The organism is Clostridium cavendishii DSM 21758, from assembly GCF_900141845.1.
GTDB classification, from domain to species: Bacteria; Bacillota; Clostridia; order Clostridiales; family Clostridiaceae; genus Clostridium_AG; species Clostridium_AG cavendishii.
Genome location: NZ_FQZB01000016.1, coordinates 24,586 through 51,418, shown reverse-complemented (window position 1 = coordinate 51,418; position 26,833 = coordinate 24,586). Strand labels below are relative to the sequence as shown.

The window sequence follows — 26,833 nt, the reverse complement described above, 5'->3', positions numbered from 1 at the left end:
TAAACAACTACTTGAAACCACTATAAAATAGATTTATAATAGTAAGTACAAGATTTTCTATATTAAATTGTTATGGGTTTTCTATGGGTCTTGTAACGGTGTTAAGGTATTCCCGTACCTCAACACCATTTTTTTATAACTTTATATGAGTTTTATTAAATTCTTGTAATATATTAAATTGATTAATATCTTTCTTTAAATCTTCTACTAATAAATTGATATAATTTTCAGTAATATTTAAAGAAGAATGACCTAAAATTTTTTGCAATACAGTAACCGAACCACCTGCAAGTATCCACTTCTTAGCAAAAGTATGTCTATAGCGGTGTATTCCAGTTTTGGTTATTCCTCTATTAGAATTGTAGTTATTTAAACTACTATTGACTGACCTTTTATTCATTTGGTCACCATATACTGTGCAAAACAAATAGTCTTCTGTATTTTGATATTGTCTTATTCTTAGATAGTCCTTTAAAATCTTAACTATTATTTCATTTAAAGGTATTATTAATGGTTTTCTATTCTTAGTTGTATTTACATAAACAACATTATTTTCAAAATCTATATCCTTAACTCTTATGTTTATAAAACTATTAAGTCTTACTCCTGTACTTAAAATGAAGTTAATTAATGTCCAGTCACGAATTTCTACAAAACTACAAGTTTTTATATTTGGCTTTTTTAATAAAATCCTCAACTCTGCATCTGAATAAGTTTCAATTGGAACTTTATCAACCTTTGGTAAGGTAATCTTAAAAGTTTTCATATAATCAAGTTTCATAAAATAATAAAGTATTGTTTTCAAATCCCTAACGTATGAATGTATAGTTTGAGTTTTCAAATCTCTTTTTGTTAATGCAATTACATAATTATCTATAAAACTTTTATCAATATTTTCTATTGGTATATTAACATCAATGTACTTTTCCATAGTCTTGTAACTTTCCATATAATGATTAATTGAATGAGGTCTTAAATTCATAGCCCTTTTACTTAAAATGAACTCTTCAAACCCATCTGAAAATATCTTTTTAGTTTGTTGATTTAACTTTAATTTTTTTCTCATTTTTACCTCCTTTTTTGTGTATAAAAAAACACACATTACTCTATATTTCTATAAAATAATGTGTGTCGTATTTTTTGTGTTTTAAGCGTTGATATTACTACTTGTTCATTGCTTCTTCTATAGCAACTGCAACAGCAACTGTAGCACCAACCATTGGGTTGTTACCCATTCCGATAAGACCCATCATTTCAACGTGAGCTGGAACTGATGAAGATCCTGCGAATTGAGCATCTGAGTGCATTCTTCCCATAGTATCTGTCATACCGTAAGAAGCTGGACCTGCTGCCATGTTATCTGGGTGAAGAGTTCTTCCAGTACCACCACCTGATGCAACTGAGAAGTATTTCTTTCCTAGTTCAACCATTTCTTTTTTGTATGTTCCAGCAACTGGGTGTTGGAATCTTGTAGGGTTAGTTGAGTTACCAGTGATTGATACATCAACACCTTCATGATGCATTATAGCAACACCTTCTCTAACATCGTCTGAACCGTAGCATTTAACTGCAGCTCTTGGACCGTTTGAGTATGGAGTTTCTTTAACTATTTCTAATTTTCCTGTGAAATAATCAAACTTAGTTTGAACATAAGTAAATCCATTGATTCTTGAGATTATCATTGCAGCATCTTTTCCAAGACCGTTTAATATAACTCTTAATGGCTCTTTTCTTACTTTGTTTGCTTTTTCAGCTATTTTGATAGCTCCTTCAGCAGCAGCAAAGCTTTCATGTCCAGCTAAGAATGCGAAACATTTAGTTTCTTCTCTTAAAAGCATAGCTCCTAAGTTTCCATGTCCTAAACCAACTTTTCTGTCATCTGCAACTGATCCAGGGATACAGAAAGCTTGTAATCCTTCTCCGATTGCTTCAGCAGCTTCAGCAGCTTTGTGACATCCTTTTTTAACTGCTATAGCAGCTCCTAGGATGTAAGCCCACATAGCGTTTTCAAATGCTATTGGTTGAGTTGATTTTACGATTTCGTAAACATCTATTCCTAAATCTTGAGTTACTTTTCTAGCTTCTTCTATTGAAGCAATTCCGTACTTAGCAAGTACAGGAGTAATTTGATCTATTCTTCTTTCATAACTTTCAAATAATGGCATTATTCTTCTCCTCCTTCAATATTAAAAATTAAGCGTGTCTTGGATCTAAAAGTTTAGCAGCATCGTCAACTCTTCCGTATTGTCCTGATGCTTTTTCTAAAGCTTCATTAGCATCCATTCCTTTAGCTACCATTTCCATCATTTTACCTAGGTGAACGAATTTGTAACCAGTGATTTGATCATCATTGTCTAAAGCAACTTTAGTTACATATCCTTCTGCCATTTCTAAATATCTAGGTCCTTTAGCTAAAGTTCCGTACATAGTACCAACTTGGCTTCTAAGTCCTTTTCCTAAATCTTCAAGACCAGCTCCTATTGGAAGTCCGCCTTCTGAGAATGCAGTTTGAGTTCTTCCGTATACTATTTGAAGGAATAATTCTCTCATTGCAGTGTTTATAGCATCACAAACTAAGTCTGTGTTTAAAGCTTCTAATATAGTCTTTCCTGGTAATATTTCAGATGCCATAGCAGCTGAGTGAGTCATACCTGAACATCCTATAGTTTCAACTAGAGCTTCTTGTATAACCCCATCTTTTACGTTTAAAGTTAATTTACAAGCTCCTTGTTGTGGTGCACACCAGCCCACTCCGTGAGTTAATCCTGAAATATCTTTTACTTCTTTAGACTGTACCCATCTACCTTCTACTGGTATTGGTGCTGAACCGTGATTTGGTCCTTTAGCAATTACACACATTTCTTCAACTTCTCTTGAATACATCATACTAAATATTGCTCCTCCCTAAAAATTACTTCATAAAATTAAACCTTGTCCAATTTTATGACTTATAATCATCTATTGTGGGGTCTTATTTGCCCCAGTGGGTTAATATTTTAACTACCCCATGTATATTCTAGCAAATGTCTGGACGACTAACAATATATTTCTAAAAAAAATTCTAATTTTTTCACTTTTTTTATTGTAAATGCTGTAATTACTAATTTTTGTTTTGAAATTTCTTCTTTTAATTTATTCTATCACCTATAAATTGTAAAATTTTATTATAATTGATACTTTATTTTACTTGATACTAATTGTCATTATCGTTAATTATATAACATTCTAACTTAATATTAGTAACTTTAAATATCTAAAATTAGCTTATGATTCAATTTTCAGTTATTTATTATATATAAAAAAATTACAATTTATAAGATTTTCTCAAAACTTATGTAAACTAACTTTAAAAAAGTAATACCAAGTTAAGAAGAAACAAAATTTTATTTCTTCTTAATTTGGTGATTCGGTTTTAATATATTATTGAATTTTTATAGTTCCAAAATCGACGTAATTATCTTTGTATAATTCCGGATATTTCTTTTTGACATCTTCCTTTGTTGCACCATTCATAGCTTCTTGCATTGCTTTTCCAAGATTGCTATAATCTTTTAGATTGTATTTCAATTTAATTTCTCCAGCATTTAATTTTTTCTCAACTACTATTTTTACTTGTGCATCAAAAGAATACTTAGAAGGCACTTCTTCATTATTTAGCTTATCATTTACCTTTATATCTTTTAGCTCATATCCATCCTTCATTGTTGCATTCCATCCAGTTTGAAATAACTTAACCACTTTATCTGTAGTATTTTCCACTTTTACATTTACAACAACATATTCATAATCTATAGCTTTTTTAATATCTAATCCTGATTGAAAATATTCTCCACTCTCTTTATTGATTTTCCCATCAGAGTTCATGTCACCTTTTATTTCTTCCTTAGATATTTTTCCTATAGCAAACTTAACACCATCAACAGTTTTCTCATTTTCTTTATCTTTGCTCTCTTCTTTCTTAGTTGAACCATCATTTACACTCTTAGACGATGCTTGACTATTTCCACATCCTATAAAACTAAACACTATTAATCCACTTAATAATACACTAATTACTTTATGTTTCATTTAAAATCCCCCTTATCAATTGATTATTATGTAATTATAACACTCAATTGGAATAATGTTAAAATCACTATATAATTTTACAATCAAATAGACTATTTAAACGTCATTTTTTATAACAATACTCATATATATTATTAATTTCAATATAAAAAAGCACCTTAGAAAAATATTCTAAAGTGCTTTTTTATATTTATGGTGCCGATGGCGGGAATCGAACCCGCACGGTATTGCTACCGACGGATTTTGAGTCCGTTGCGTCTGCCAATTCCACCACATCGGCATAATCCTAAGATCAACCTATAGGCTGTCTCTATCGACATTTTTTATTATACTTACTAAAATACCCAATGTCAACTTTTTTTTATATTTTTATTTTTTTATTATGTCAAATATGGAGGGAACTAATCCCTCCAGTATTTTATTAAACTGATATTTCAGCTTTTTCTCCTAATAAATCTTTATTTTGTTCAAGTATTGGATTTACATATTCATTTATAAATTCTACTACTTGACTTGGAGCTCTTCCTACAAATTTAACTGGATCTATTATATTAATTATTTCTTCTTTAGATAATTTGAAACTATCATCTGATATTATTCTATCTATCAAATCATTATTTAGACCTTCACCTTTTACTCTTTGAGCTGCAGCCATTGAATGAACTCTTATACTTTCATGTAGTTCTTGTCTATCTCCACCCCTTTTTACAGCTTCCATCATTATATTTTCTGTAGCCATAAATGGAAGTTCATTTAATACATGAGCTTTTATTACCTTTTCGTAAACTACCATATTTTCTGCTATGTTCATGTAAAGATTAAGAACTCCATCTAATGCTAAGAAAGCTTCTGCTACTGCTATTCTTTTATTCGCAGAATCATCTAATGTTCTTTCAAACCATTGTGTTGAAGCTGTTATTGCTGGATTTAATGCATCTACAATAACATACCTTGCAAGTGAACCCATTCTTTCACTTCTCATAGGATTTCTCTTGTATGCCATAGCTGATGAGCCTATTTGATTTTTTTCAAATGGTTCTTCAACTTCTTTCATACTTTGAAGTAATCTTAAATCATTTGAAAATTTATAAGCACTTTGTGCTATTTCTGATAATCTATTTAATACTATTGAATCTAATTTTCTTGGATAAGTTTGACCTGTAACTCCATAGCTTTTTTCAAATTTCATTTTCTTAGCTACCATATGGTCTAGTTCTTTCACCTTTTCCTCATCATCTTCAAATAGATTCATAAAGCTCGCTTGTGTTCCTGTTGTTCCTTTAACACCTAATAATTTTAAAGTATCTATAGTATGTTCTAAATTCTCAAAGTCCATAACTAAATCTTGAATCCACAATGTAGCCCTCTTACCTACTGTTGTTAATTGAGCAGGTTGGAAGTGAGTGAAGCCCAAGCATGGCATATCTTTATATTTTAATGCAAATTCTTTTAAAAGATTTATTGTGTTTATTAATTTTTTCTTTATTAATAATAAGCCTTCTCTCATTATAATAATATCTGTATTATCACCTACATAACACGAAGTTGCACCTAAATGTATTATACCCTTAGCCGTTTTACATTGAAGACCATAAGCATATACATGACTCATAACATCATGTCTGACTTCTTTTTCTTTTTTTGTAGCTTCATCATAATTTATATCATAAATATGTTCTTTTAGCTCATTTATTTGCTCTTCAGTTATATTTAATCCTAATTCTTTTTCACATTCTGCTAATGCTACCCAAAGCTTTCTCCAAGTAGAAAATTTCATATCATCTGAAAATATGTAGCTCATCTCTTTTGATGCGTATCTTGAGTTTAATGGTGTACTGTATAAATTTCTCATTTAGAACCTCCATGCGAATAAAATTTTATATTTTAGTATTATAATTCGTATTATAACATATTTTTATTATAATAGTCAGTTATATTTTATACTTTTTTTTAATATAAATTACTATGTTAAGTAAATTTTTATGGATGGGAGAGATAATTTATGTACAAAATCAATATTTGGGACAAGATATCCTTTATCTTAGTTAGTATAGGTGCTTTAAATTGGGGACTAATTGGACTTTTAAGATTTAATCTAGTTAAATTTGCAAGTTTCGGTAGTTCTTTTGTTGAAACAATCCTATATATATTAGTCTTTGCAGCAGGTATAGAGCTTGTTACAGTAGTGTTGAGAAGTAAATTTCTTAACAGATAATAAAGACCATACATAGGGTTCTCCCTCTGTATGGTCTTTATCTTAAATTAAGTTTCTACTTATGTAAAATTATTACTTTTCACAATCGTAAATAGAATATCTATTTGATTGAGCCTATGTCATAAAAAACATCACTTACTCATATAATAAATAACACTTTGTTTTATTATGTACATTTAAACATAAAAGGTTCCAAAAATTTGGAACCTTTATGTATTATTCTTCTAAACCTTCGATTAATTTAACTATTTCTTCAACAGCTAAAGTTTCATCATCACCTGAAGCTACAACTTTTATGTTAGCATCTTTAGTTACTCCTAGTGATAAAACACCAATTAAACTTTTGATGTTAGCTTTTTTACCATTAAATTCTATGCTTACATCTGATTTGAAAGATGAAGCTTTCTTTACTAATAATGTTGCTGGTCTAGCATGTAAACCAGTTGAATTTTTAACGATTACCTCTTTACTTACCATTACATCCACCTCTTTAATCTAATTTAATTGTAAATATAATTTTACATTTAACTACTTTATTATAAACATAATTTACTGAAATTTCAACTCTTTAATTTCTAATTAAGTAAATTTAGCTAATTCTAGCTATAAAATTCTCTATCCTGTCTATACCATTTATTATATTCTGTAAAGACATTGCATAAGAAAGTCTTATATAATTATCTAGTCCAAATGCTATTCCTGGTATTACAGCAACTTTTTCTTCCTCAAGTAAAAACTCAGCAAAATCTAATGATCCCTTAATTTGATTACCATTTACTTTTTTTCCTATGAAGCTATCTATATTTAGCATAACATAAAAAGCACCCCTAGGTTTTATATAAGTTACTCCATTTATTCTTTCTATTTTTTCTATCATATAATTTCTTCTTTTTTCAAATTCAATTATCATATCTCTTATTGTATCTTGGGGTCCAGTTAAAGCCTCTAATGATGCATATTGAGCTATTGTATTAGGATTTGATGTTACATGACTTTGAATATTTGTCATAAGTTTTATTATTTTTTCATCAGCTGCAGCATAGCCAATTCTCCATCCTGTCATTGCATACGACTTTGATACCCCATTAATAACTATAGTTCTTTCTTTTGCATCCTTGCTTAAACTAGCTATGCTTACATGTTTCTCATTATCATATATTAGTTTTTCATAAATTTCATCCGAAATTATTATTAAATCATTTTTAATTGAAAACTCCAAAATTTGTTTAAGTTCTTCTTCAGTATAAACTACCCCACTTGGATTATTTGGACTATTTATAACTATAGCTTTTGTTCTTTTTGTTACTGCCAGATTTAATGATTCTACTGTAAGTTTATAGTCATTCTCTTTTGCGCATTCTATAAACACAGGAATACCATCAGATAATTTTATAAGTTCAGGATAGCTAACCCAATACGGTGTAGGTATTAACACTTCATCATTCGGATTTAATATTGCTGTAAATACATCTGCTAAACATTGCTTGGCGCCTGTACTTATTATTATATTATTCCTATTATATTCTAAATTATTATCATTTCTAAATTTATTTATTATAGCATCTTTAAGTTCATTTATACCAGATGTTTGAGTATATTTTGTCTCTCCACCATTCATAGCCCTAACAGCTGCTTCTATTATATTTTGAGGAGTATTAAAATCTGGTTCACCCGCTCCAAAACTTATAACATCAATACCTTGAGCTTTCATTTCTTTAGCCTTTGCTGTTACTTTAAGTGTAATTGAAGGACTTATTTCTAACGCCTTTTTTGATAGTTCCATTAAATTATCTCCTTTGCTTTAAATGATATGCTTTTATTTTATTCATTAGAATTTCATCTATCCCATAACTTCCCAAGAGAATTTCATCGGTTATATTTTTCATTCCATGACAGTCTGATCCACCTGTTATTAAAAGTTTATGTTTTTTTGCAAGATTATAAAAATAACTTATTTGTTTAGAGTTATGACTAGGATGATAAACTTCAATTCCCTGTAAACCATAAAATTTTAAATCTTTTATAAGGTTTTCTATATCTATCCCTATTTTTATTTTTCCAGGATGTGATAATATTGCTATTCCTCCTGATTTTCTTATTATATCAATGGTCTCCCTATAAGAAAACTTATACCTTTCAACAAAAGTATCTTTACCTTCTAATAGATATAAATTAAAGGCTTCTTTATAATTGTTAGAATAACCTTTCTTTACAAGAACATTAGCTATATGAGCCCTACCTATTGTACTATCTTTAAACTCCGAAAAGTCATCCATACTTAAATATATACCCTTATTATTTAGCCTACATATAACTTCCTTGAATCTATTTTCTCTTGACGTTTTCAGTATATCTATAGCCCTTTTAATATTTGATTCTTCAATATTTATATAATACCCCAATATATGTATTTCATTTTCCTTATATTTACTACTTATTTCAATACCAGAAATTATATCCAAATTTTCTAAATTAAGCTTTGTAACATATTGAGAACTTAATGTATCATGATCCGTTATAGCTATAGTTTTTAAGTTTTTTTCTAGGGCCACTTTAATAATTTTTTCTGGGGTTAATACCCCATCCGAATAACAGGAGTGTATATGAAGATCCGAATATTTCATAATTTACACCTTTTTCTTTAAAATATATATTAAAAATATAACATTTTTATTTTTAAAAGTAAATATTACCATAAACAAAAGATTCTCGTACTAATATCTTAAATATTTAAATTAATTTTATACATATTAAATCAAATATCATATTTATAATATGATTTCTACAAATTAAATTTAACATTTTCTTTCTTTTATATTTAACAAGTATATTAATATAGGTGTAGATTTTAAATTGCAACATATATGCTCTAACCAATCTTATATTTTTCAGAACAAAAAAAGAGCCTTTTAGGCTCTTCTCTTTATCTTGGCTGAACTATTAATTTAATAGCAGTTCTTTCTTCTCCATCAATTTGGATATCAGTAAACGCTGGAACGCATACTATATCTTTCCCACTTGGAGCCACAAAACCTCTTGCAATTGCAATAGCTTTTACAGCTTGATTTATAGCACCTGCACCTACTGCTTGAATTTCAACAATATTTTTTTCCTTTATAATTGCTGCTAGCGCTCCTGCTACCGAATTAGGATTTGATTTAGTTGATACTTTTAATACTTCCATTACTATTTTCCCCCCTAGAAATAATGTGTAGGATATCGTTTACAAAAAATACTTTAAAAAATCCTTGATATTATATACTATTCTATAAATACTTATAAAATCCTTCTTTTAAAATTAAAATTCTAAAAAAAGAAGTTTTTTATTTTTCTAATACAATATTTATATAATTTATTTATAATTATATGTATTTTTTTAATCTGTTCACAAATTAAAAAAATACATTTTGCTTTCAACAAAATGTATTTAGTACTTTTAATTATTTTGCATAGTCAACTGCACGGGTTTCTCTTATAACATTGATCTTAATTTGACCTGGATATTCTAATTGTTCTTCTATTTTTTTAACTATATTTCTTGCCATTTCAATAGCCCCTGCATCGTCAACTTGGTCTGGTTTCACCATAATTCTAATCTCTCTTCCAGCTTGAATGGCATATGACTTTTCTACACCTTCGTATGTGTTTGCTATTTCTTCTAACTTTTCAAGCCTTTTAATGTAAGCTTCTATTGTTTCTCTTCTAGCACCTGGTCTAGCTGCTGATATAGCATCTGCTGCTTGAACTAATACTGCTTCTAGAGATTGCATTTCAACATCACCATGATGTGCTGAAATTGCATTAACAACTATTGGTGACTCATGGTACTTCTTAGCTAAATCTCCACCTATTAAAGCATGTGGTCCTTCAACTTCTTGATCTACAGCTTTACCTATATCATGCAAAAGTCCAGCTCTTCTTGCTAAAGCTACATCAAGCCCTAACTCAGAAGCCATAAGACCCGCTAAATATGATACCTCTATAGAATGCTTTAAAACATTTTGACCATAACTAGTTCTATACTTAAGTCTACCTAGAAGTCTAACTATTTCTGGATGTAATCCATGAACACCAGTTTCAAAGGTCGCTTGTTCTCCCTCTTCCTTAATGTCATTTTCAACATCCATCTTGGCTTTTTCTACCATTTCCTCGATTCTAGCTGGATGAATCCTACCATCCACTATTAACTTTTCAAGTGCTATTCTTGCTACTTCTCTTCTTATAGGATCAAAGCTCGAAAGAATAACAGCTTCAGGAGTATCATCTATTATTAGGTCTACGCCTGTTAAAGTTTCTAAGGTTCTGATATTTCTACCTTCTCTTCCTATGATTCTACCCTTCATTTCATCATTTGGCAATGAAACAACATGCACTGTAGATTCTGAAACATGATCTGCCGCGCATCTTTGAATAGCAGTGGTAATGATTTCTCTGGCTTTTTTATCAGCCTCTTCTTTTGCTCTTGTTTCAATTTCTTTAATCATCATTGCCGACTCATGTTTAATTTCTTTGCTCACTTCATCAAGCAAGATTGCTCTTGCTTCCTCACTTGAGAGATTTGATATTCTTTCAAGTTCTTCTCTTTGTCTTCCATATAATTCTTGCACACTTTGCTCTAGCTGCTCTATTTCTTGAAGCTTTTTATTTACAGTGTCTTCTTTCTTTTCAAGAAGATCACTCTTTTTATCTAGCGACTCTTCTCTTTGAATAAGTCTTCTCTCTAATCTTTGTATTTCATTTCTTCTTTCACGAGATTCTTTTTCAAAATCAGCTCTCAATTTGTGTACTTCTTCTTTTGCTTCTAAAATTGCTTCCTTTTTTAAAGCTTCTGCTTCTTTAACAGCTGTTTCAAGCTTTAATTCTGCTTCCTGCTCTAGTCCAGCCACCTTATTTTTTGAAGCTTTTTGAACTAAATTATATTGTACTATTCCTAAAACAATTAATAATACTACTCCTATTACAGGAATTATTATGTTTTCCATACTAACACCTCCATCGCGTTTTACACTTTATTTTTTAATATAAAAGCGCAGAAAGGTGTCATAGTATTCTCACTGTTATTTCTTGAATATGATAAACCAGTATTTGTTATTATTGTATATTAAAAATTCACTTATGTCAAGTTGAGTGTTCCCAAACCTTATTGAATTTATAATTATACTTGTAGTATTTCCAAATACGCATAAATTATAACATTTAAAAGAAAAAAATCGCAAAATTTTGCGATTTTTTCATTATTATTAAAAATTTTATTTTTCTTTTTTAGTCTTCTTATCTGCTGCAACTTCACTCATAGCCACGTTCAAAGGCAAATCATACTTAGCTCTTATTTTATTTTCTATTTCAGTTGCAAGTTCCGGATTTTCCTTTAAGTATTGCTTTGCATTCTCTCTACCTTGACCAAGTCTTACATCTCCATAAGAGAACCACGCTCCACTTTTTTGAACTATTTCTTCTTTAACACCAACATCTATTATATTACCTGTTCTTGATATACCTTCATTATACATTATATCAAATTCTGCTTGTCTAAATGGAGGTGCAACCTTATTTTTCATAACCTTAACTCTAGTTCTATTACCCACAATACTTTCTGCTTGTTTTATAGAATCTATTCTTCTTATATCCATTCTAACGGATGCATAGAATTTTAATGCTCTTCCACCTGGCGTAGTTTCAGGATTACCAAACATAACTCCAACTTTTTCTCTAAGTTGATTTATAAATATAGCAACACACTTTGATTTACTTATAGATCCTGCCAATTTTCTAAGAGCTTGAGACATAAGTCTTGCTTGAAGTCCTACATGAGAATCTCCCATTTCTCCTTCTATTTCAGCTCTTGGAACTAAGGCTGCTACTGAGTCAACTACTATTACATCTATAGCACCTGAACGCACTAAAGCTTCTGCTATTTCAAGACCTTGTTCTCCTGTATCTGGTTGAGATACAAAAAGATTGTCTATATCTACTCCCAACCTACCTGCATAAGTAGGATCTAAAGCATGCTCTGCATCTATATAACCAACAGCTCCACCTTGTTTTTGTGCTTCCGCTATTATATGAAGCGCTACTGTTGTTTTACCTGAACTTTCTGGCCCATATATTTCTATTATTCTACCTCTTGGCACTCCACCAATCCCCAAGGCTATATCTAAATCTAAACATCCTGTAGAAATTGCATCTACATTAGTCTTATCATGGTCACCCAATTTCATTATAGAACCTTTACCAAATTGTTTTTCTATCTGCCCCATGGCAGCTTCTATAGCTTTTAATTTTTCAGCGTCAATAGTTTTCATAAAATTCTCCTCTCCCTTCAACGAACATTTGTTCTAATTAAATTATAAATCACTATTATTATTATGTCAACACAAAAGCGCTTATATTATTACTTTAAGTTAATAGCATAAGCATTTTAAAAGTTCCACTTTTAAAATGGAACTTTTATTATAATTATTAACAACTATTCTATTTTTAATCACTATTTATCAGTATTTATAGCCTCTTTATTCTTAGCAAAGTAATCTATTCCAGAAACTATAGTTATAATAACTGCCATATATAAAAATATTGTTGGACAATACTTAAAAAAGTTATCTATATATATATTATTATTAACCATATTTTGAAGAAATGCAGATTCACTTATATTTACTTTTAATAATAATGCTATTATTGCTATTATTTGTATAACAGTTTTTATTTTTCCCCACCAACTAGCTGCGATTACTATACCATCAGCTGCCGCAATAGTTCTAAGTCCTGATACTGCAAATTCCCTAGCTATTATAACTATGGCAGCAAAGCTAGGAACTACTTGAAGCTCTACCAAAGATATCAGTGCCGCTGTCACTAAAAGTTTATCTGCTAATGGATCCATAAACTTACCAAACCTAGTTATTTGATTTCTACTTCTTGCTATATATCCATCTAATTTATCAGTTAAAGATGCTAATATAAATATAAAAGTAGCTATAAAAGTACCATAAGGTAAACTTTTAAATGCTATAAAAATTAGAAATATAGGGACTAAAAATATTCTTATAAGGGTTAGTTTATTTGCTAGATTCATTATCTACAACTCCTACTAAATCGTATTCCAATGCACTATTTATATTTACTTCATAAAAATTGCCTATTATCAAATCTTTTTCCTTTACAAAAACTGCGCCATCAACTTCTGGTGCCATTTCGAAATTTCTTCCAATATAGCTTCCATCTTCTATAGCTTCTATTAGAACCTTATATTTTTTTCCTATTTTATTATTATTTATTTCTTTTGAAACTTCGCGTTGAATTAACATAAGTTCTTGCTCTCTTGAAACCTTAACATGTTCATCTACTTGATTATCCATTATGCTTGCTGGTGTATCCTCTTCTTGTGAATATGTAAATACACCAACTTTATCTAATTTTATTTCTTTTATAAAATTCTTTAATTCTTCAAAGTCCTGTTCAGTTTCTCCTGGAAAACCTACAATAATAGATGTCCTAAGTGTAACATCATTCATATAACTTCTAATTTTATTTATCTTAGATATTATCTCTTCCTTTGTTGTTCTTCTACCCATTCTTTTAAGTATTGAACTGCTTATATGTTGTATAGGAATATCCATGTATTTACACACTTTCTCATTTTCAGCCATTTCTTTTAACAATTCGTCTTCTATAGCTTCTGGGTACGAATACATAAGTCTAATCCACTCTATACTATCTATTTTACTTAACTCTCTTATAAGCTCGTGAATTCTTCTTTTACCATATAAATCAACACCATAGTTTGTAGTATCTTGAGCTATAACTATAAGTTCCTTAACCCCTTGAGATGCTAATATCTTAGCTTCATCTATTATACTTTCAAAGTTTCTGCTTCTATATTTTCCTCTTATTTTAGGTATTACACAATAAGTGCAGAAATTATTACAACCTTCAGCTATTCTTATATATGCTGTTGACTTTCCAGTAGTTATAACCCTTTCCCCCTCATTTATTCCTGTATCTTTATAGCTTACTGCTAAAGCTCTTTTATCTTCTTTTATAAAAGCAATTATTGATTGATTTATCTTATCATAATCATTAACACCAAGCATTACGTCTATTTCAGGCATCTCTTCTTTAAGTTCTTCTCCATATCTTTGAGTTAAACAACCTGTCGCTATAAGTAGTTTGCAATTATATTTTTCTTTATACTTTGCCATATCTAAAATAGTATTTATAGATTCTTGTTTTGCTTTCTCTATAAATCCACAGGTATTAACTATTATAATATCTGCTTCCTTAGGATTATTTGTTATTTCATAATCACTTTTTACTTTACCTAAAATTATTTCTGAATCTACTCTATTTTTATCGCAACCTAAACTTACTATTCCAACTTTATATTTCACTAATGTATTCCTCCTATGTTGTTAACTATATACTTAATTGTAAAACTGTTTTCAAATTAACACAAGACTTTTTTAATCCATATTTTCCATATCTTCTCTTGATACAAGCACCTGTCTAGGTTTCGAGCCATCTCTTGGAGAAATTATGTTGTTTTCCTCTAATTGGTCCATTATTCTAGCAGCTCTATTAAATCCAATCCTAAGCCTCCTCTGAAGATATGATGTAGATGCCTGTCCACTTTCTACTACTATTTTTATAGCTTCATCTAAAAGTTCATCTACATCTTGGCCTTGCGCTGTAGTTTTAACTTCACTATTTATATGCTCTAATATTTCGTTTTCATATTCATTCACTTGTGTTTTGTCACCATCTTTTATAAAGTTTACTACATGTTCTACTTCTTCTTCCGAAATAAATGCTCCTTGTATTCTGACAGGTTTCGCTTCACCAACAGGATAAAATAACATATCACCTCTTCCAAGCAACTTTTCTGCTCCTGAAGAATCTAATATTGTTCTTGAATCTATCTGACTTGATACTGCAAATGATATTCTAGATGGTATATTTGCTTTAATTACTCCAGTTATTACATCTACTGATGGTCTTTGTGTGGCTATAACTAAATGCATTCCTGCTGCTCTTGCCATTTGAGCAAGTCTAGCTATATAATCTTCTACATCATTTGGACACACCATCATAAGATCTGCAAGTTCATCAACTATTATAACTATAAAAGGAAGTTTCTCATTTACAATACCCTTAAGATACAAAGCATTATAAGATTCTACATTTCTAACCCCATTATCAGCAAATAACTTATATCTTCTAGTCATTTCATTTACAGCCCAATTTAGTGCTGCTGCCGCTTTCTTAGGATCTGTAACAACAGGGATCAATAAATGAGGTATTCCATTGTAAACATTAAGTTCAACAACTTTAGGATCAACCATTAAAAGTTTTACATCCTCTGGTGAATATTTATATAAAATGCTTATTATTAAAGCATTTATACAAACACTCTTTCCTGAACCAGTAGCACCAGCTATTAATAAATGTGGCATCTTACTTAAATCTGTAGCAACACATTTACCTGCTATATCTTTCCCTAAAGCAAAACTTACATTTCCATTCTTATTTTTGAACTCATCTGAATCTAAAACTTCTCTTAAAAATACAGGTGTTTGTTCCTTATTCGGAACTTCAATTCCAACTGCTGCTTTACCTGGTATTGGTGCTTCTATTCTAACACCACTAGCAGCAAGTCCTAAAGCTATATCATCTGAAAGGTTAACTATTTTGCTTACCTTAACTCCTGGACTTGGTTGAAGCTCAAATCTAGTTACAGAAGGGCCTTTAGTAACTTGAACTACCTTTGCATCCACACCAAAACTACCTAATGTTTCTTCTAATTTACTAGCATTTGCAATTAAATCTTTTTTATCTTCTTTATTCATTTTTGAACCTTGATTTAAATTTAATAGGTCTATATTAGGATGAATATATTGTATACTTTCTCCTTTTCCACTTAATACTTCCTCTATTTCTTTACTCACAGTCTCCTTAACCTCATTATCTAATCCTTTCTTTTCTTTAGTATGAGGTTTATTATCTTCACTTGTAATTATTTTCATATTCTCTAAGTGTTTATCTGTAGCTATTTCTTCTGTAACAGCACTATTTTTCATGAAATCCAATATTTTTATTTTGTCATCTATATCTCCTATAAAACTCTTATGTTCATTTTCATTTTCTGTAGCTTCCTTAAGAGTTAAATATTCATCTCCAACTTTAACTTTTTCAGTATCACCTTTGTCCTTCATTGTAGGCTTTAATCCTTTTAGCCTTAGTCTAAAATCCTCCAATGTAAAATTGAAAAGTATAATTGAGGATATAAAATACATAGCTATATATAAAATATATGATCCAGTAGATCCTATTAACTTATAAATAGGTAAAGCTATTGAAAATCCTATAATTCCAGCATGAAAAATGGATTTGGAACCTATTATTAAATTTATTGAATTAGAAAAACTTGAACTATCATAATATTCTTCTATATTTAATGCTTGAATAAATAATAAAGTGTTTATAATAAGAAGTGTTACTCCAACTAATACTTTATTTATAGGAACTGTGCCCTTATTAACAATATAACTAATAGCTAAATATATAATATATATAGGTATTATGTATGCTCCTATTCCAAATAATGATATAAATATTTTCTTTGATAAATAACTTAAATAACCAACCGAATCTGTATAAATTCCAAGTGATATTATCAATGATACAGCTATAATAATTATTCCTCTTATATCTGTATTATAATCTTTTTGCTTTCTTGCTTTTCTCTTGACTCTTTTTCTAGTTTTTGCCATTTTTTTCACCTCTTTTATATTGTTCTACACAACTATCAAATATCCTTTAAGTGAGAATCCAAATTTTAATTTGGTTATTCGAACTTACTCATGTGAGTAATAACGAACAGGAGTGTCCTTCTAAAAATAAATCTTCGATTTAGTTAATGGAACTTACTCCTATGAACGATAGCGGATAGGAGTTTCTTTTTAAAACAAATTTTAATTTGTTTTATACAATATTATGTACTTCGTATTTAAATTTTTTCTTTGATTAATTAAAATTACTTCTTTGAGATATAGTCACTAGCAATTATTTTTTAACAAATCTTTACTTTAATTAATATAATTTTTCCATAAAAATGATTATAAAAATTAGCCTGTCCATTAAAAATACTCCCAGTTTAAATAAAGAGACCATAGGATACTTCCTATGGCTCTAATTCTTCATCACTTTCTATCATTGAATTTAGCTTTGCTAAAGCCTCTTTAACTCCACCAACTTCATCAATAAGTCCACATCTAACAGCCTCTTCACCTATAAGTATGGTTCCCATATCATTTAAAAGTTCATCTGTTCGTAACATTAGCCTTGTTAATTCTTCATTACTTATACGGGAAGTTCTAACTATAAAATTATTTATTCTTTCTTGCATTTTAGTAAAATATTTAAAAGTTTGAGGCACACCAATTATAAGTCCATTCATTCGAATAGGATGTATTATCATAGTAGCTGAAGGCGATATAAAAGAATAATCAGCAGCTGTTGTAAGTGGTACTCCTATAGAATGGCCTCCTCCAATGACAAGTGAAACAGTTTTTTTACTAAGACTTCTTATCATCTCAGCCATGGCAAGACCAGCCTCTACATCACCACCTACAGTATTTAATATAAGTAAAATACCTTTAACATTTTTATTTTGCTCCATTTCTATAAGCTGCGGTATTACATGTTCATATTTAGTAGATTTAGTTTGGGGTGGAAGCACTCCATGCCCTTCTATCTGACCTATAATAGTAAGAATTTGTATTTTTTTATCTGGTTCTACTTCAGAAGTATTTCCAAGTTCTTTTATCGCTTCAATCTTCTCATCCTTAGGTTTCTCATTAATTTCTTTATTTTCATTTTCCATATAAAAACCTCCTATACAAAAGATATTTTGTACATAAAGGTTTATTATTATTCTAGATATACTATTCTAAAAAAACTTTATGAATTGAATTAATAGCTTTTGCTACTTTATCATCTTCTATTAAACACCAAATAGTCATATGTGAGTCTGCTGTTTGTAAAACCTCAATATTTTCTTTATCCAAAGCATTTAATATCTTAGCCATAACTCCAGGTATTCCTTTCATTTTTGAACCTACAACAGCTATTTTACTTAATTTTTCTCTTATTTCAAAATTAAGACCTTCATTTTTCAATGTACTTATTAATAATTCCCTATCCACCGCATCAACTGTAAATATTTTTTCATTTGGAAAAATATTTATAAGATCTAAACTTATGTTATTATTAGCCAAGGTATCTAATATATGTTTATACCCTTCATTATTTCCATTAGAAGACTTATTTATAGTAACTTGAAGCCTATTATCCTGATAAGTTATACCTACTATATAATTTTTGGATTCTGTATTTCCCATAACATCTATAACAGTACCAACAGCATCTGACATAGTGTTCTTTATTACTAGTGGTATATTGCCTTTCATAGCCATTTCTACTGCCTTAGGATGTATAACCTTAGCACCTTGATCAGCTAATTGAAATACTTCATTATAACTTATCTTATCTATAACCTCTGCTTTCTCTACTATTCTAGGATCTGCTGTCATCATACCATCTACATCTGTATATATTTGTATTTCTTTAGCATTAAGTGATACTCCAAGTATTGAAGCAGATGTATCACTACCTCCTCTACCTAATGTAGTAAGAAATCCATTAGAATCTACTCCTTGGAACCCAGTAACAACAGGTACTTTTCCCTCATTTAATATTTCCTTTATATTTTTAGGATTCGTGTGTATAAGCGAAGCGCTAGTATAAGAACTATCTGTTAATATACCAGCTTGTCCTCCAGTTAAAGGAACTGCTTCTATGCCTCTATTCTTAAGTTCATTACACATAACTACACTACTTATAATTTCTCCACAACAAACTATAAGATCAGAAGCTAATTTATTTTCATTTTTAAAATCTTCATCTAAAAGGGAAAGTAATGTGTCTGTTGCATATGGTTCACCCTTTCTTCCCATTGCAGATACTACAACTACAGGAGCAAATCCATCATCTATAGCCTTTTTAATTTTATTTATAGCCATACTTCTTCTTTCTTTACTAGATACTGATGTTCCTCCAAACTTTTGTATAATAATATCCAAAATACCACTCCTCTTGACTTCACCTAAAGTTTACTTCGTTTAATCATATCTTCTTCTACATCTAATATAATAGTTTTCGAACCTATTTTTTTTACATACTCCCAAGGAATTTCTAAGAATTCACTACCTTTATCAAAAAAACTAAATTTGCTTGATTGCATATGAATAACTAAAAGTTTTAAATTCCCTTCTTCATCAAAAACTATATCATTATTTGATAGTGCATTATATTTTTCACCATCATTAACATTTATTATCTCATATCTCTCCATTTCACTCAACATTTTTATATTATTACTCATAAAAAAATCCCTCCTTTACCATTTAAGTTATGATAAAGATGTGGGATTTATGATATTTATTTTATTAAGTTTTTAAGCTCCTCTACATTTACATTATGCCCTACAAAAGCTCCATTCATTACGCCAGGCTTTATACAATCTAAATATACTTCTTCGATACTCTCTAAATCTATATTATCTATCTTTTCTATTATTTTATCTGGAGTACTTATTTTATTTAAAAACAACATAGACTTACCATTACTAAACATACGACTACTAGTACTTTCTAACCCTAATATATAACTTGCTTTGATTTTTTCTTTATTTATTAATAAGCTTTCATGGTTTATATCATTTATTGAAAATTTTGAAAGTATATCTCTTGTTTCTTCTAATGCAACTTTAGCATAACTAGGTCCAAGCCCTGCATATATATTTAAAACTCCTATATTTTTATAAGCTAATAAATATGAATATACTGAATAGCATGCACCCAAATCTTCTCTTAATTTTTGAAATAATATAGAAGAAGCTCCTCCACCTAATATGTTGTTTAAAAGTATCAAAGAATATCCTCTATCATCACCTAACGCTGTACCTTTAAGTCCTAGATTTACATGTAACTGTTCTATCTTTTTATCTTCACCTAGATAAAATTTCTCTTGTCTAGGAATTGAATATTTAATATGTACATTATTTTTATTTTCCCATACACCAAAATATTTATCTACTAAGGCTTCTATATCTTTTTGATTAAACTTACCACAAATTGATATAACAGAATTAGTAGGAGTATAGTATCTACTTAAATAATCTATTATGTCTTTTCTACTAAAGGAATTAATATTTTCTTCATAACCTAATATAGGATATGCTAAAGAATCTTCTCCAAAAACCGCCTTTGCATGAAGATCTGTCAAAACTTCTTCTGGTGTATCTTCACTCATATTTATTTCTTCATTTACTACTCTTTTCTCTTTTTCTATTTCTTCCTCATTAAAAACACTATTAAATAACATATCCGAAATTATATCTAAACAAAGATCTATATGAGTATCTAAAGATTTAACATAATAGCATGTAGATTCTTTACTTGTATAAGCATTTAATTGCCCACCTACATTCTCTATTTCTTCTACTAATTTCTTAGCAGATCTATTCTTAGTTCCTTTAAAAAGCATATGTTCTATAAAATGAGATATACCGTTTTCAACTTCAGTTTCATTTCTAGAACCATTTTCCACAAAAAGTCCTACACTTATAGAATTCACATGTTCTATATACTCAGTAACAATTCTTAATCCATTTTTAAGGGTATATAAATTATACATTTAAACCTCCTTTTAGATAAAAAAATAAAAAGGCAAGTTAATTTGCCCTTCTATCCTATTTAGCTTCTTCTTTGTTAGATTCGTCTTTGTTTTCTTCTGAATCTTTTATAGCATCTTTTCTTGAAAGATTTATTCTACCTTGAGAGTCTATTTCGGTTACTTTAACTAATATCTCATCTCCAACAGATACTATATCTTCAACCTTATTAACCCTATTTGCATCAAGTTTAGAAATATGAACTAAACCTTCTTTGCTTGGTAATATTTCAACAAAAGCACCAAACGTAGCTATTTTAGTTACTTTTCCTAGGTATATTTCTCCCGCTTTAACTTCCTTTGTTAAACCTTCTATTATTTTAATTGCATCCTTAACACCTTTTGAATCAGATGATGAAACAAATACTTTACCATCTTCTTTTATGTCAATCTTAACACCAGTGTCTGCAATTATTTTATTTATAACCTTACCACCAGCACCTATTACATCTCTTATTTTTTCTGGATCAATTTGAAGTGTTGATGTTTTTGGAGCATATTCTGAAACTTCTTCTCTTGGTCCCGGAATGCATTCATGTATCTTATCTAAAATCATAAGTCTTGCTTTTCTTGCATCAATTATAGCATTTCTTATAACATTTTTTGATAAACCAGTAAGCTTAGTATCAACTTGAATTGAAGTTATACCTTCTACTGTTCCAGCTACCTTAAAGTCCATATCTCCAAAGAAATCTTCTATTCCTTGAATATCAGTTAAAACTTCTTCTTCAGTTAGGTCTTCTGATGTTATAAGTCCCATAGCAATACCTGCTGCCGGTCTTTTTAGTGGAACCCCTGCATCTAAAAGTGCTAATGTACTACCACAAACAGATGCTTGCGAAGTTGAACCGTTCGAACTTAAAACTTCTGATACAAGTCTTATAGTATATGGGAATTCATCTTCTGAAGGTATTAATGGTTCTAACGCTCTTTCAGCTAAAGCTCCATGACCTATTTCTCTTCTACCTGGACCTCTTAGCGGTCTAACTTCTCCTACGCTATAAGCTGGGAAATTATAATGATGCATATACCTTTTAGATTCTTCTTCACTTATACCATCAAGAATTTGTATATCTCCAACTGCACCTAATGTTGCAACTGTCATAACTTGAGTAAGTCCTCTAGTGAAAAGTCCTGTTCCATGAGTCCTTGGAAGTAATGAAACTTCACAAGATATAGGTCTTACCTCATCAAATTTTCTTCCATCTGGTCTTCTCTTATCTTTTAATAACATATATCTTACAACTTCTTTTTGTATTCCATATATTATTTCACCTATATCACTCTTATTTTCTTCATATTTCTCTGCAAATTGTTCAGCTATTTTTAGCTTTACTTCATCCATAGCTGCATTTCTTTCATCTTTTTCTTTTATATACATTGCAGTTTTTATCATATCATAAGCAAAATCATTTATTTCTTTTTCTAATGTTTCATCAACATGGAAAAGTTCAACTTCTTTCTTTTCTTTTCCCATAAGCTTCATAGCTTCTTCTTGAAAATCTATTATCTTTTGACATTCATCAAAACCAAAATCTATAGCTGATATCATTTGCTCTTCTGGAATTTCATTTCCACCTGCTTCTATCATAACAACTTTTTCTCTAGTTGCACAAACTGTTAAGAAAAGTTCACTAACTTCTCTTTCTTTAGCCACTGGATTTACAACAAATTTATTGTCTATAAGCGCTACTTGAACAGCTGCTACTGGCGTTGTGTATGGTATACTTGACAGACATAATGCTGTTGAAGCTGCATTTACAGCTAAAATTTCAGGTAGATTATCATTTTCTACAGAAACAACTGTACAAACTACTTGAACATCATTTCTAAGCCCTTTTTTAAATAACGGTCTTATGGTTCTATCTACCGCTCTACCATTTAAGATAGCTTTTTCTGAAGGTCTTCCTTCTCTTTTTATAAAACCTCCTGGTATCTTACCTACAGCATAAAGTCTTTCCTCATATTCAACACTTAAAGGAAAAAAGTCTATACCATCCCTTGGTGATTCTGATATATTTGCATTAGTTAATATTACTGTGTCACCATAGCTCATTAATGTTGCCGCATCTGATAACATACCTATTTTACCGAATTCAACTTTAAGAGTTCTTCCGGCAATAACTGTTTCATGAACTTTATTCATTTAAATACCTCCTTTCGGTATCAAAAAACTAAATTTTAGCAAATTTAATATTTTTAAAATAATAGAGCGGTAAAACCCGCTCTATTAATTATCTTCTTAAACCTAATTGTGCTATTATAGTTCTGTATCTTTCGATATCTTGTTCTTGTAAGTAATTTAAAAGACCTCTTCTTTGTCCAACCATCATTAAAAGACCTCTTCTTGAGTGATGGTCTTTCTTGTGAGTTCTTAAGTGATCAGTTAAATAGTTGATTCTTTCAGTTAATAACGCGATTTGAACTTCTGGTGAACCAGTGTCTCCTTCGTGTCTTCCGTATTTAACTATAATTTCTTGTTTTTTTGCCTTATCCATTATCGTGCACCTCCAAAAATTATCGCCTAATTCCAAGAATAAAGACGGCAACCCTTATATCTTAGGACTAGGTTCTTCAAGGCTTATTATATCAAATGTATTTTTTTTTGTAAATAAATATTATAAAGAAATTTGTAATTTTCTTGTTTCTGCAAATTCTTTATCTTTAAAAAGCTGTTCTTTTAGAGCGGTTAAAGAATCATACTTTTCATTATCTCTTATTCTTTCAATAAAATACACTTTCAATTCATCCCCATAAATAAATTTATCAAAATCTAAAATATATGTTTCCACTGTTACAGTTTTACCATAAAACGTAGGATTTAAACCTACTGAAGTTATACCTTTGTATATTTTTTTATCGTATTCTACATTAGTATAATATACTCCAAGTTTTGGAAGTATAATATCTTCGTCTATTTTTATATTTGCAGTTGGAAACCCTAATGTTCTTCCATTCTTTTTACCATGTACTACAATTCCTCTTAAAAGAAATTTTCTTTCTAACATCTCGTTAGCTTCCCCTATATCAGCATTTGAAATCAAGTTTCTTATTTTAGTTGAACTTATTATATCCTCTTCTGATTTATAAGCTTTCATAATATATAGTTCAAATCCTAGCTGTTTACTTAATTCCTTAAGTAAATTTACATCACCCTTATTTTTATGCCCAAATTTATAATTAAATCCCACTACTAATCCCTTTGCATTATACTTTTCAAGAAGCATTTTCACAAAATCTTTTGGCTCTATTTGCATAAATTCTTTTGTAAAATCTATAAGGCAAACAATATCTATACCTAGCTTTTCTAAAACTTCTACCTTAGTTTTATTATCCATAATAAGTTTAGGCGCTATATCTTTATTCACAAGATTTAATGGATGATTTTTAAATGTATAAACCATACTTTGACAATTATTTTCTTTACTTAATTCAATTGCTTTATTTATAAGAGTTAAATGTCCTTTATGAAGACCATCAAAGCTACCTAATGCTATATAAGTTTCCTTAAATATTTCATTATTATAAGTACCATCAAATAAAATCATTGATATTTACCTCTACTCTTTTAATAACTTCTCTAACTTAAACCCTTCCTTACTAGCCTTTCCAAGCCCTAAAAAGGTTTCATTTTTATCATAAACCCTATAAAGTTTATTTTCAACTATTTTTGTATTTGTTAACCTTCTATCCTGTACCTTAACACCATTTATAAGCAATTTATCAAAACCAGCATTAACATATAATTTATCAAAACTATCTAACGCATCTTCTATAGAAATAATATAGGAATCTATATTCTCTTCAGTAAGCAAATTTACATCAATAGCTTTTTCTTCTCTAAACACTCCATTTGCTGTCCTTCTAAGCTCAGTCATAGTTGCTCCCACTCCTAGCTTTTTACCTATATCATAACAAAGGCTTCTTATGTAAGTACCTTTTGAGCAAGTAACACTCATAGATATATATGGAAGATTTATCATAATATCTTCTATATTATATATTGTTACTGGTCTTGCTTCTCTTTCTACCTCTATTCCCTGTCTTGCTAGGGTATAAAGCCTTACACCATTTTGCTTCAAAGCTGAATACATAGGCGGAATCTGCATTATATCACCTTTAAAACTATCTATTGTCTTTAAGACATCTTCTTCATTTATATGACTCCACTCTGTCTCCTTAAGAATCTTGCCTTCTAAATCATAAGTATCTGTAACAACACCTAACTTATAGGTTACATGATATGTCTTTCTATTTTCCATAATATAATCTATTATTTTTGTGGCTTTACCTATACATATGGGTAAAACACCAGATGCCTCTGGATCTAAAGTTCCTGTATGCCCTACCTTTTTTGTCTTAGCAGCTTTTCTAACTTTAAAAACTGCGTCAAAAGATGTTATTCCTTTGGGTTTTAAAATATTTATTACACCATTCATTATATCAACTCTTTTTCTAATTCAAATAATATTTTATCCCTTGCTTCTAATATACTTAAATTTTTAATTAGAATACCAGATGCCTTTGTATGTCCACCGCCACCAAAAATTTCCGCAATTTTTCTGACATCAACATCATTTTTAGCTCTAAGACTTACCTTTATTCCTTTTTCAGATTCTTTTAACACCATAGAAACTTCTACCCCTTTTATTTGAAGACCAGTAGAAACTATATCTGAAGAATCATCATTTTCAGCATTACATTTCTTAATAAGTTCGTCTGTTACCATCATTACAGCTACTTTATCATTTAAATTTAATTCCATATCGTTTATTACAGCACCTAAAAGTTTAACTTTTGCATAAGATTTATTATCAAAAAGATTACTATGGACTGCTGAATGGTCAAACCCTAAATCTACTAATTTAGAAGTTATAATATGAGTTCTTTTTGTAGCATTAGAATGTCTAAAAGAACCTGTATCTGTTACTAATGATGTATATAAACATTTGCCTATACTATCATCAACTTTAACAGCCATTTCTTGCAATAACAAATAAATTATTTCAGCTGTAGCAGCTGCTTCTGTATCAATATAATTAAAATCACCATAATTATCGTTTGATAAATGATGATCTATATTTATAACTTTTCCCTTATAATTTTCTAAATCTGCTGAAATTCTTTCCTCATTTCCACAGTCTAAAACTATAACAACACCTGTATCTTCAGTAGGACTTGTTATTTCTCCAGTTATTTCCTCTGTATAAGGCAGAAAGCTTAGGTTATCTGCCACCAAATCCTTGGAGATAACATAAGCTTCTTTCCCATACTTTCTAAGGGCCTGAAGTAGTGCAAGAACACTACCTAAGGCATCACCATCTGGAGAAACATGATATGTTATTCCGATTTTATTAAAATCTAAAATAATTTTACAAATATCACGTAATTCCATAAGTTTATTTCTCCTTTATTTTGTTTAATAACGCATCTATATGCATACCATGCTCTATAGAATCGTCAAGCTCAAATATAATTTCTGGAGTATATCTTAAATTGATTCTCTGACCAATTTCTTTTCTAACAAAGGAAGCTGAACTTTTTAAAGCTCCAAAAGATTCTGTTTTCTCAGTCTCATTTTTACCAAAAACACTTACATATACTTTTGCATATCTTAAGTCTTTTGTAACTTTAACATCTGTAACACTAATCATGGCAGTCATTCTTGGATCTTTTATGCCATTTCTTATAATATCACTAACTTCTTTTCTAACTTCTTCGTTTATACGTCCACCTCTATAATTTGCCATGTTTTTCCAC

At 29.7% G+C, this 26,833-nt stretch carries 25 protein-coding genes and 1 tRNA gene; 1 reads left to right on the top strand and 25 read right to left on the bottom strand.

All coding sequences use genetic code 11. The features are described from left to right. Positions 1 to 133: 133 nt before the first annotated feature. From BUB01_RS17945 to purB, 6 genes are all read right to left on the bottom strand, one after another. Positions 134 to 1,066: a tyrosine-type recombinase/integrase gene (locus BUB01_RS17945; protein WP_072991360.1), complete on the bottom strand. Its 933-nt coding sequence runs from the start codon at positions 1,064 to 1,066 to the stop codon at positions 134 to 136. Between the two features lie 97 nt (positions 1,067 to 1,163). Beyond that, positions 1,164 to 2,165, bottom strand: a complete 1,002-nt coding sequence (locus BUB01_RS17940) for a GGGtGRT protein (RefSeq protein WP_072991357.1) — start codon at positions 2,163 to 2,165, stop codon at positions 1,164 to 1,166. 28 nt (positions 2,166 to 2,193) lie between these two features. Then, positions 2,194 to 2,886, bottom strand: coding sequence for an iron-sulfur cluster assembly scaffold protein (locus tag BUB01_RS17935; protein ID WP_072991353.1), 693 nt, complete (start codon positions 2,884 to 2,886; stop codon positions 2,194 to 2,196). Between the two features lie 534 nt (positions 2,887 to 3,420). Further along, positions 3,421 to 4,068 carry a hypothetical protein gene (locus tag BUB01_RS17930; RefSeq protein WP_072991350.1) on the bottom strand — a complete coding sequence of 216 codons (648 nt, stop codon included), beginning with the start codon at positions 4,066 to 4,068 and terminating at the stop codon, positions 3,421 to 3,423. Between the two features lie 193 nt (positions 4,069 to 4,261). Continuing rightward, positions 4,262 to 4,348, bottom strand: a tRNA-Leu gene (locus BUB01_RS17925). 141 nt (positions 4,349 to 4,489) lie between these two features. Then, the gene (purB, locus tag BUB01_RS17920; RefSeq protein WP_072991347.1) at positions 4,490 to 5,920 is read right to left on the bottom strand and encodes an adenylosuccinate lyase; all 1,431 of its coding nucleotides are present in this window, start codon (positions 5,918 to 5,920) and stop codon (positions 4,490 to 4,492) included. Between the two features lie 150 nt (positions 5,921 to 6,070). On the opposite strand from purB, the gene BUB01_RS17915 reads away from it, so the two are divergent. Then, positions 6,071 to 6,283: a DUF378 domain-containing protein gene (locus BUB01_RS17915; protein WP_072991344.1), complete on the top strand. Its 213-nt coding sequence runs from the start codon at positions 6,071 to 6,073 to the stop codon at positions 6,281 to 6,283. 216 nt (positions 6,284 to 6,499) lie between these two features. Here BUB01_RS17915 and BUB01_RS17910 read toward each other — a convergent pair whose 3' ends face one another. From BUB01_RS17910 to rbfA, 19 genes are all read right to left on the bottom strand, one after another. Then, positions 6,500 to 6,760, bottom strand: a complete 261-nt coding sequence (locus BUB01_RS17910; RefSeq protein WP_072991341.1) for an HPr family phosphocarrier protein — start codon at positions 6,758 to 6,760, stop codon at positions 6,500 to 6,502. Between the two features lie 112 nt (positions 6,761 to 6,872). After that, positions 6,873 to 8,066 carry a pyridoxal phosphate-dependent aminotransferase gene (locus BUB01_RS17905; protein WP_072991338.1) on the bottom strand — a complete coding sequence of 398 codons (1,194 nt, stop codon included), beginning with the start codon at positions 8,064 to 8,066 and terminating at the stop codon, positions 6,873 to 6,875. 4 nt (positions 8,067 to 8,070) lie between these two features. Further along, the gene (locus BUB01_RS17900; RefSeq protein WP_072991335.1) at positions 8,071 to 8,907 is read right to left on the bottom strand and encodes a PHP domain-containing protein; all 837 of its coding nucleotides are present in this window, start codon (positions 8,905 to 8,907) and stop codon (positions 8,071 to 8,073) included. Positions 8,908 to 9,206: 299 nt separating this feature from the next. Further along, positions 9,207 to 9,467 (bottom strand): stage V sporulation protein S, encoded by a 261-nt coding sequence (locus BUB01_RS17895; protein WP_072991331.1) that lies wholly within the window; start codon positions 9,465 to 9,467, stop codon positions 9,207 to 9,209. Between the two features lie 256 nt (positions 9,468 to 9,723). After that, complete coding sequence (gene rny, locus BUB01_RS17890) at positions 9,724 to 11,265, bottom strand: ribonuclease Y (RefSeq protein ID WP_072991326.1); 1,542 nt, start codon at positions 11,263 to 11,265, stop codon at positions 9,724 to 9,726. A 267-nt stretch (positions 11,266 to 11,532) separates the two neighbouring features. Beyond that, positions 11,533 to 12,585: a recombinase RecA gene (recA, locus tag BUB01_RS17885; RefSeq protein WP_072991323.1), complete on the bottom strand. Its 1,053-nt coding sequence runs from the start codon at positions 12,583 to 12,585 to the stop codon at positions 11,533 to 11,535. Positions 12,586 to 12,767: 182 nt separating this feature from the next. After that, on the bottom strand, positions 12,768 to 13,358 hold the full coding sequence (gene pgsA / locus BUB01_RS17880) for a CDP-diacylglycerol--glycerol-3-phosphate 3-phosphatidyltransferase (protein WP_072991319.1): 591 nt from the start codon (positions 13,356 to 13,358) through the stop codon (positions 12,768 to 12,770). Continuing rightward, a complete protein-coding gene (gene rimO / locus BUB01_RS17875; protein WP_072991316.1) occupies positions 13,342 to 14,673 on the bottom strand; it encodes a 30S ribosomal protein S12 methylthiotransferase RimO in 1,332 nt (443 codons plus the stop codon). The genes pgsA and rimO overlap by 17 nt, the downstream gene beginning before the upstream one ends. 72 nt (positions 14,674 to 14,745) lie before the next feature. Further along, positions 14,746 to 17,052, bottom strand: coding sequence for a DNA translocase FtsK (locus tag BUB01_RS17870; protein WP_072991313.1), 2,307 nt, complete (start codon positions 17,050 to 17,052; stop codon positions 14,746 to 14,748). Positions 17,053 to 17,462: 410 nt separating this feature from the next. Beyond that, positions 17,463 to 18,164, bottom strand: coding sequence for a ClpP family protease (locus BUB01_RS17865; protein WP_072991310.1), 702 nt, complete (start codon positions 18,162 to 18,164; stop codon positions 17,463 to 17,465). Between the two features lie 61 nt (positions 18,165 to 18,225). Then, positions 18,226 to 19,422: an aspartate kinase gene (dapG, locus tag BUB01_RS17860; RefSeq protein WP_072991307.1), complete on the bottom strand. Its 1,197-nt coding sequence runs from the start codon at positions 19,420 to 19,422 to the stop codon at positions 18,226 to 18,228. A gap of 23 nt (positions 19,423 to 19,445) precedes the next feature. Then, a complete protein-coding gene (locus BUB01_RS17855) occupies positions 19,446 to 19,724 on the bottom strand; it encodes a YlmC/YmxH family sporulation protein (RefSeq protein ID WP_072991303.1) in 279 nt (92 codons plus the stop codon). Positions 19,725 to 19,780: 56 nt separating this feature from the next. Further along, the gene (locus BUB01_RS17850; RefSeq protein ID WP_072991300.1) at positions 19,781 to 21,037 is read right to left on the bottom strand and encodes a M16 family metallopeptidase; all 1,257 of its coding nucleotides are present in this window, start codon (positions 21,035 to 21,037) and stop codon (positions 19,781 to 19,783) included. A gap of 55 nt (positions 21,038 to 21,092) precedes the next feature. Next, positions 21,093 to 23,219, bottom strand: coding sequence for a polyribonucleotide nucleotidyltransferase (locus BUB01_RS17845; protein WP_072991297.1), 2,127 nt, complete (start codon positions 23,217 to 23,219; stop codon positions 21,093 to 21,095). 88 nt (positions 23,220 to 23,307) lie between these two features. Then, positions 23,308 to 23,571, bottom strand: a complete 264-nt coding sequence (gene rpsO / locus BUB01_RS17840) for a 30S ribosomal protein S15 (protein ID WP_072991294.1) — start codon at positions 23,569 to 23,571, stop codon at positions 23,308 to 23,310. Positions 23,572 to 23,691: 120 nt separating this feature from the next. After that, positions 23,692 to 24,621 (bottom strand): bifunctional riboflavin kinase/FAD synthetase, encoded by a 930-nt coding sequence (locus tag BUB01_RS17835; RefSeq protein WP_072991291.1) that lies wholly within the window; start codon positions 24,619 to 24,621, stop codon positions 23,692 to 23,694. Between the two features lie 12 nt (positions 24,622 to 24,633). Then, complete coding sequence (gene truB / locus BUB01_RS17830) at positions 24,634 to 25,512, bottom strand: tRNA pseudouridine(55) synthase TruB (RefSeq protein WP_072991288.1); 879 nt, start codon at positions 25,510 to 25,512, stop codon at positions 24,634 to 24,636. Continuing rightward, the gene (locus tag BUB01_RS17825) at positions 25,512 to 26,468 is read right to left on the bottom strand and encodes a DHH family phosphoesterase (protein WP_072991285.1); all 957 of its coding nucleotides are present in this window, start codon (positions 26,466 to 26,468) and stop codon (positions 25,512 to 25,514) included. Before BUB01_RS17825 ends, truB begins: the two co-directional genes overlap by 1 nt. A gap of 4 nt (positions 26,469 to 26,472) precedes the next feature. Continuing rightward, positions 26,473 to 26,823, bottom strand: coding sequence for a 30S ribosome-binding factor RbfA (rbfA, locus tag BUB01_RS17820; protein WP_072991282.1), 351 nt, complete (start codon positions 26,821 to 26,823; stop codon positions 26,473 to 26,475). Between the last annotated feature and the right edge of the window lie 10 nt (positions 26,824 to 26,833).

Excerpts from the sequence above, each read along its gene's own strand:
- BUB01_RS17945 (WP_072991360.1), bottom strand. The coding sequence starts at position 1,066 with ATGAGAAAAAAATTAAAGTTAAATCAACAAACTAAAAAGATATTTTCA.
- BUB01_RS17940 (WP_072991357.1), bottom strand. The coding sequence starts at position 2,165 with ATGCCATTATTTGAAAGTTATGAAAGAAGAATAGATCAAATTACTCCT.
- BUB01_RS17935 (WP_072991353.1), bottom strand. The coding sequence starts at position 2,886 with ATGATGTATTCAAGAGAAGTTGAAGAAATGTGTGTAATTGCTAAAGGA.
- BUB01_RS17930 (WP_072991350.1), bottom strand. The coding sequence starts at position 4,068 with ATGAAACATAAAGTAATTAGTGTATTATTAAGTGGATTAATAGTGTTT.
- purB (WP_072991347.1), bottom strand. The coding sequence starts at position 5,920 with ATGAGAAATTTATACAGTACACCATTAAACTCAAGATACGCATCAAAA.
- BUB01_RS17915 (WP_072991344.1), top strand. The coding sequence starts at position 6,071 with ATGTACAAAATCAATATTTGGGACAAGATATCCTTTATCTTAGTTAGT.
- BUB01_RS17910 (WP_072991341.1), bottom strand. The coding sequence starts at position 6,760 with ATGGTAAGTAAAGAGGTAATCGTTAAAAATTCAACTGGTTTACATGCT.
- BUB01_RS17905 (WP_072991338.1), bottom strand. The coding sequence starts at position 8,066 with ATGGAACTATCAAAAAAGGCGTTAGAAATAAGTCCTTCAATTACACTT.
- BUB01_RS17900 (WP_072991335.1), bottom strand. The coding sequence starts at position 8,907 with ATGAAATATTCGGATCTTCATATACACTCCTGTTATTCGGATGGGGTA.
- BUB01_RS17895 (WP_072991331.1), bottom strand. The coding sequence starts at position 9,467 with ATGGAAGTATTAAAAGTATCAACTAAATCAAATCCTAATTCGGTAGCA.
- rny (WP_072991326.1), bottom strand. The coding sequence starts at position 11,265 with ATGGAAAACATAATAATTCCTGTAATAGGAGTAGTATTATTAATTGTT.
- recA (WP_072991323.1), bottom strand. The coding sequence starts at position 12,585 with ATGAAAACTATTGACGCTGAAAAATTAAAAGCTATAGAAGCTGCCATG.
- pgsA (WP_072991319.1), bottom strand. The coding sequence starts at position 13,358 with ATGAATCTAGCAAATAAACTAACCCTTATAAGAATATTTTTAGTCCCT.
- BUB01_RS17870 (WP_072991313.1), bottom strand. The coding sequence starts at position 17,052 with ATGGCAAAAACTAGAAAAAGAGTCAAGAGAAAAGCAAGAAAGCAAAAA.
- BUB01_RS17865 (WP_072991310.1), bottom strand. The coding sequence starts at position 18,164 with ATGGAAAATGAAAATAAAGAAATTAATGAGAAACCTAAGGATGAGAAG.
- BUB01_RS17855 (WP_072991303.1), bottom strand. The coding sequence starts at position 19,724 with ATGAGTAATAATATAAAAATGTTGAGTGAAATGGAGAGATATGAGATA.
- BUB01_RS17850 (WP_072991300.1), bottom strand. The coding sequence starts at position 21,037 with ATGTATAATTTATATACCCTTAAAAATGGATTAAGAATTGTTACTGAG.
- BUB01_RS17845 (WP_072991297.1), bottom strand. The coding sequence starts at position 23,219 with ATGAATAAAGTTCATGAAACAGTTATTGCCGGAAGAACTCTTAAAGTT.
- rpsO (WP_072991294.1), bottom strand. The coding sequence starts at position 23,571 with ATGGATAAGGCAAAAAAACAAGAAATTATAGTTAAATACGGAAGACAC.
- BUB01_RS17835 (WP_072991291.1), bottom strand. The coding sequence starts at position 24,621 with ATGATTTTATTTGATGGTACTTATAATAATGAAATATTTAAGGAAACT.
- truB (WP_072991288.1), bottom strand. The coding sequence starts at position 25,512 with ATGAATGGTGTAATAAATATTTTAAAACCCAAAGGAATAACATCTTTT.
- BUB01_RS17825 (WP_072991285.1), bottom strand. The coding sequence starts at position 26,468 with ATGGAATTACGTGATATTTGTAAAATTATTTTAGATTTTAATAAAATC.
- rbfA (WP_072991282.1), bottom strand. The coding sequence starts at position 26,823 with ATGGCAAATTATAGAGGTGGACGTATAAACGAAGAAGTTAGAAAAGAA.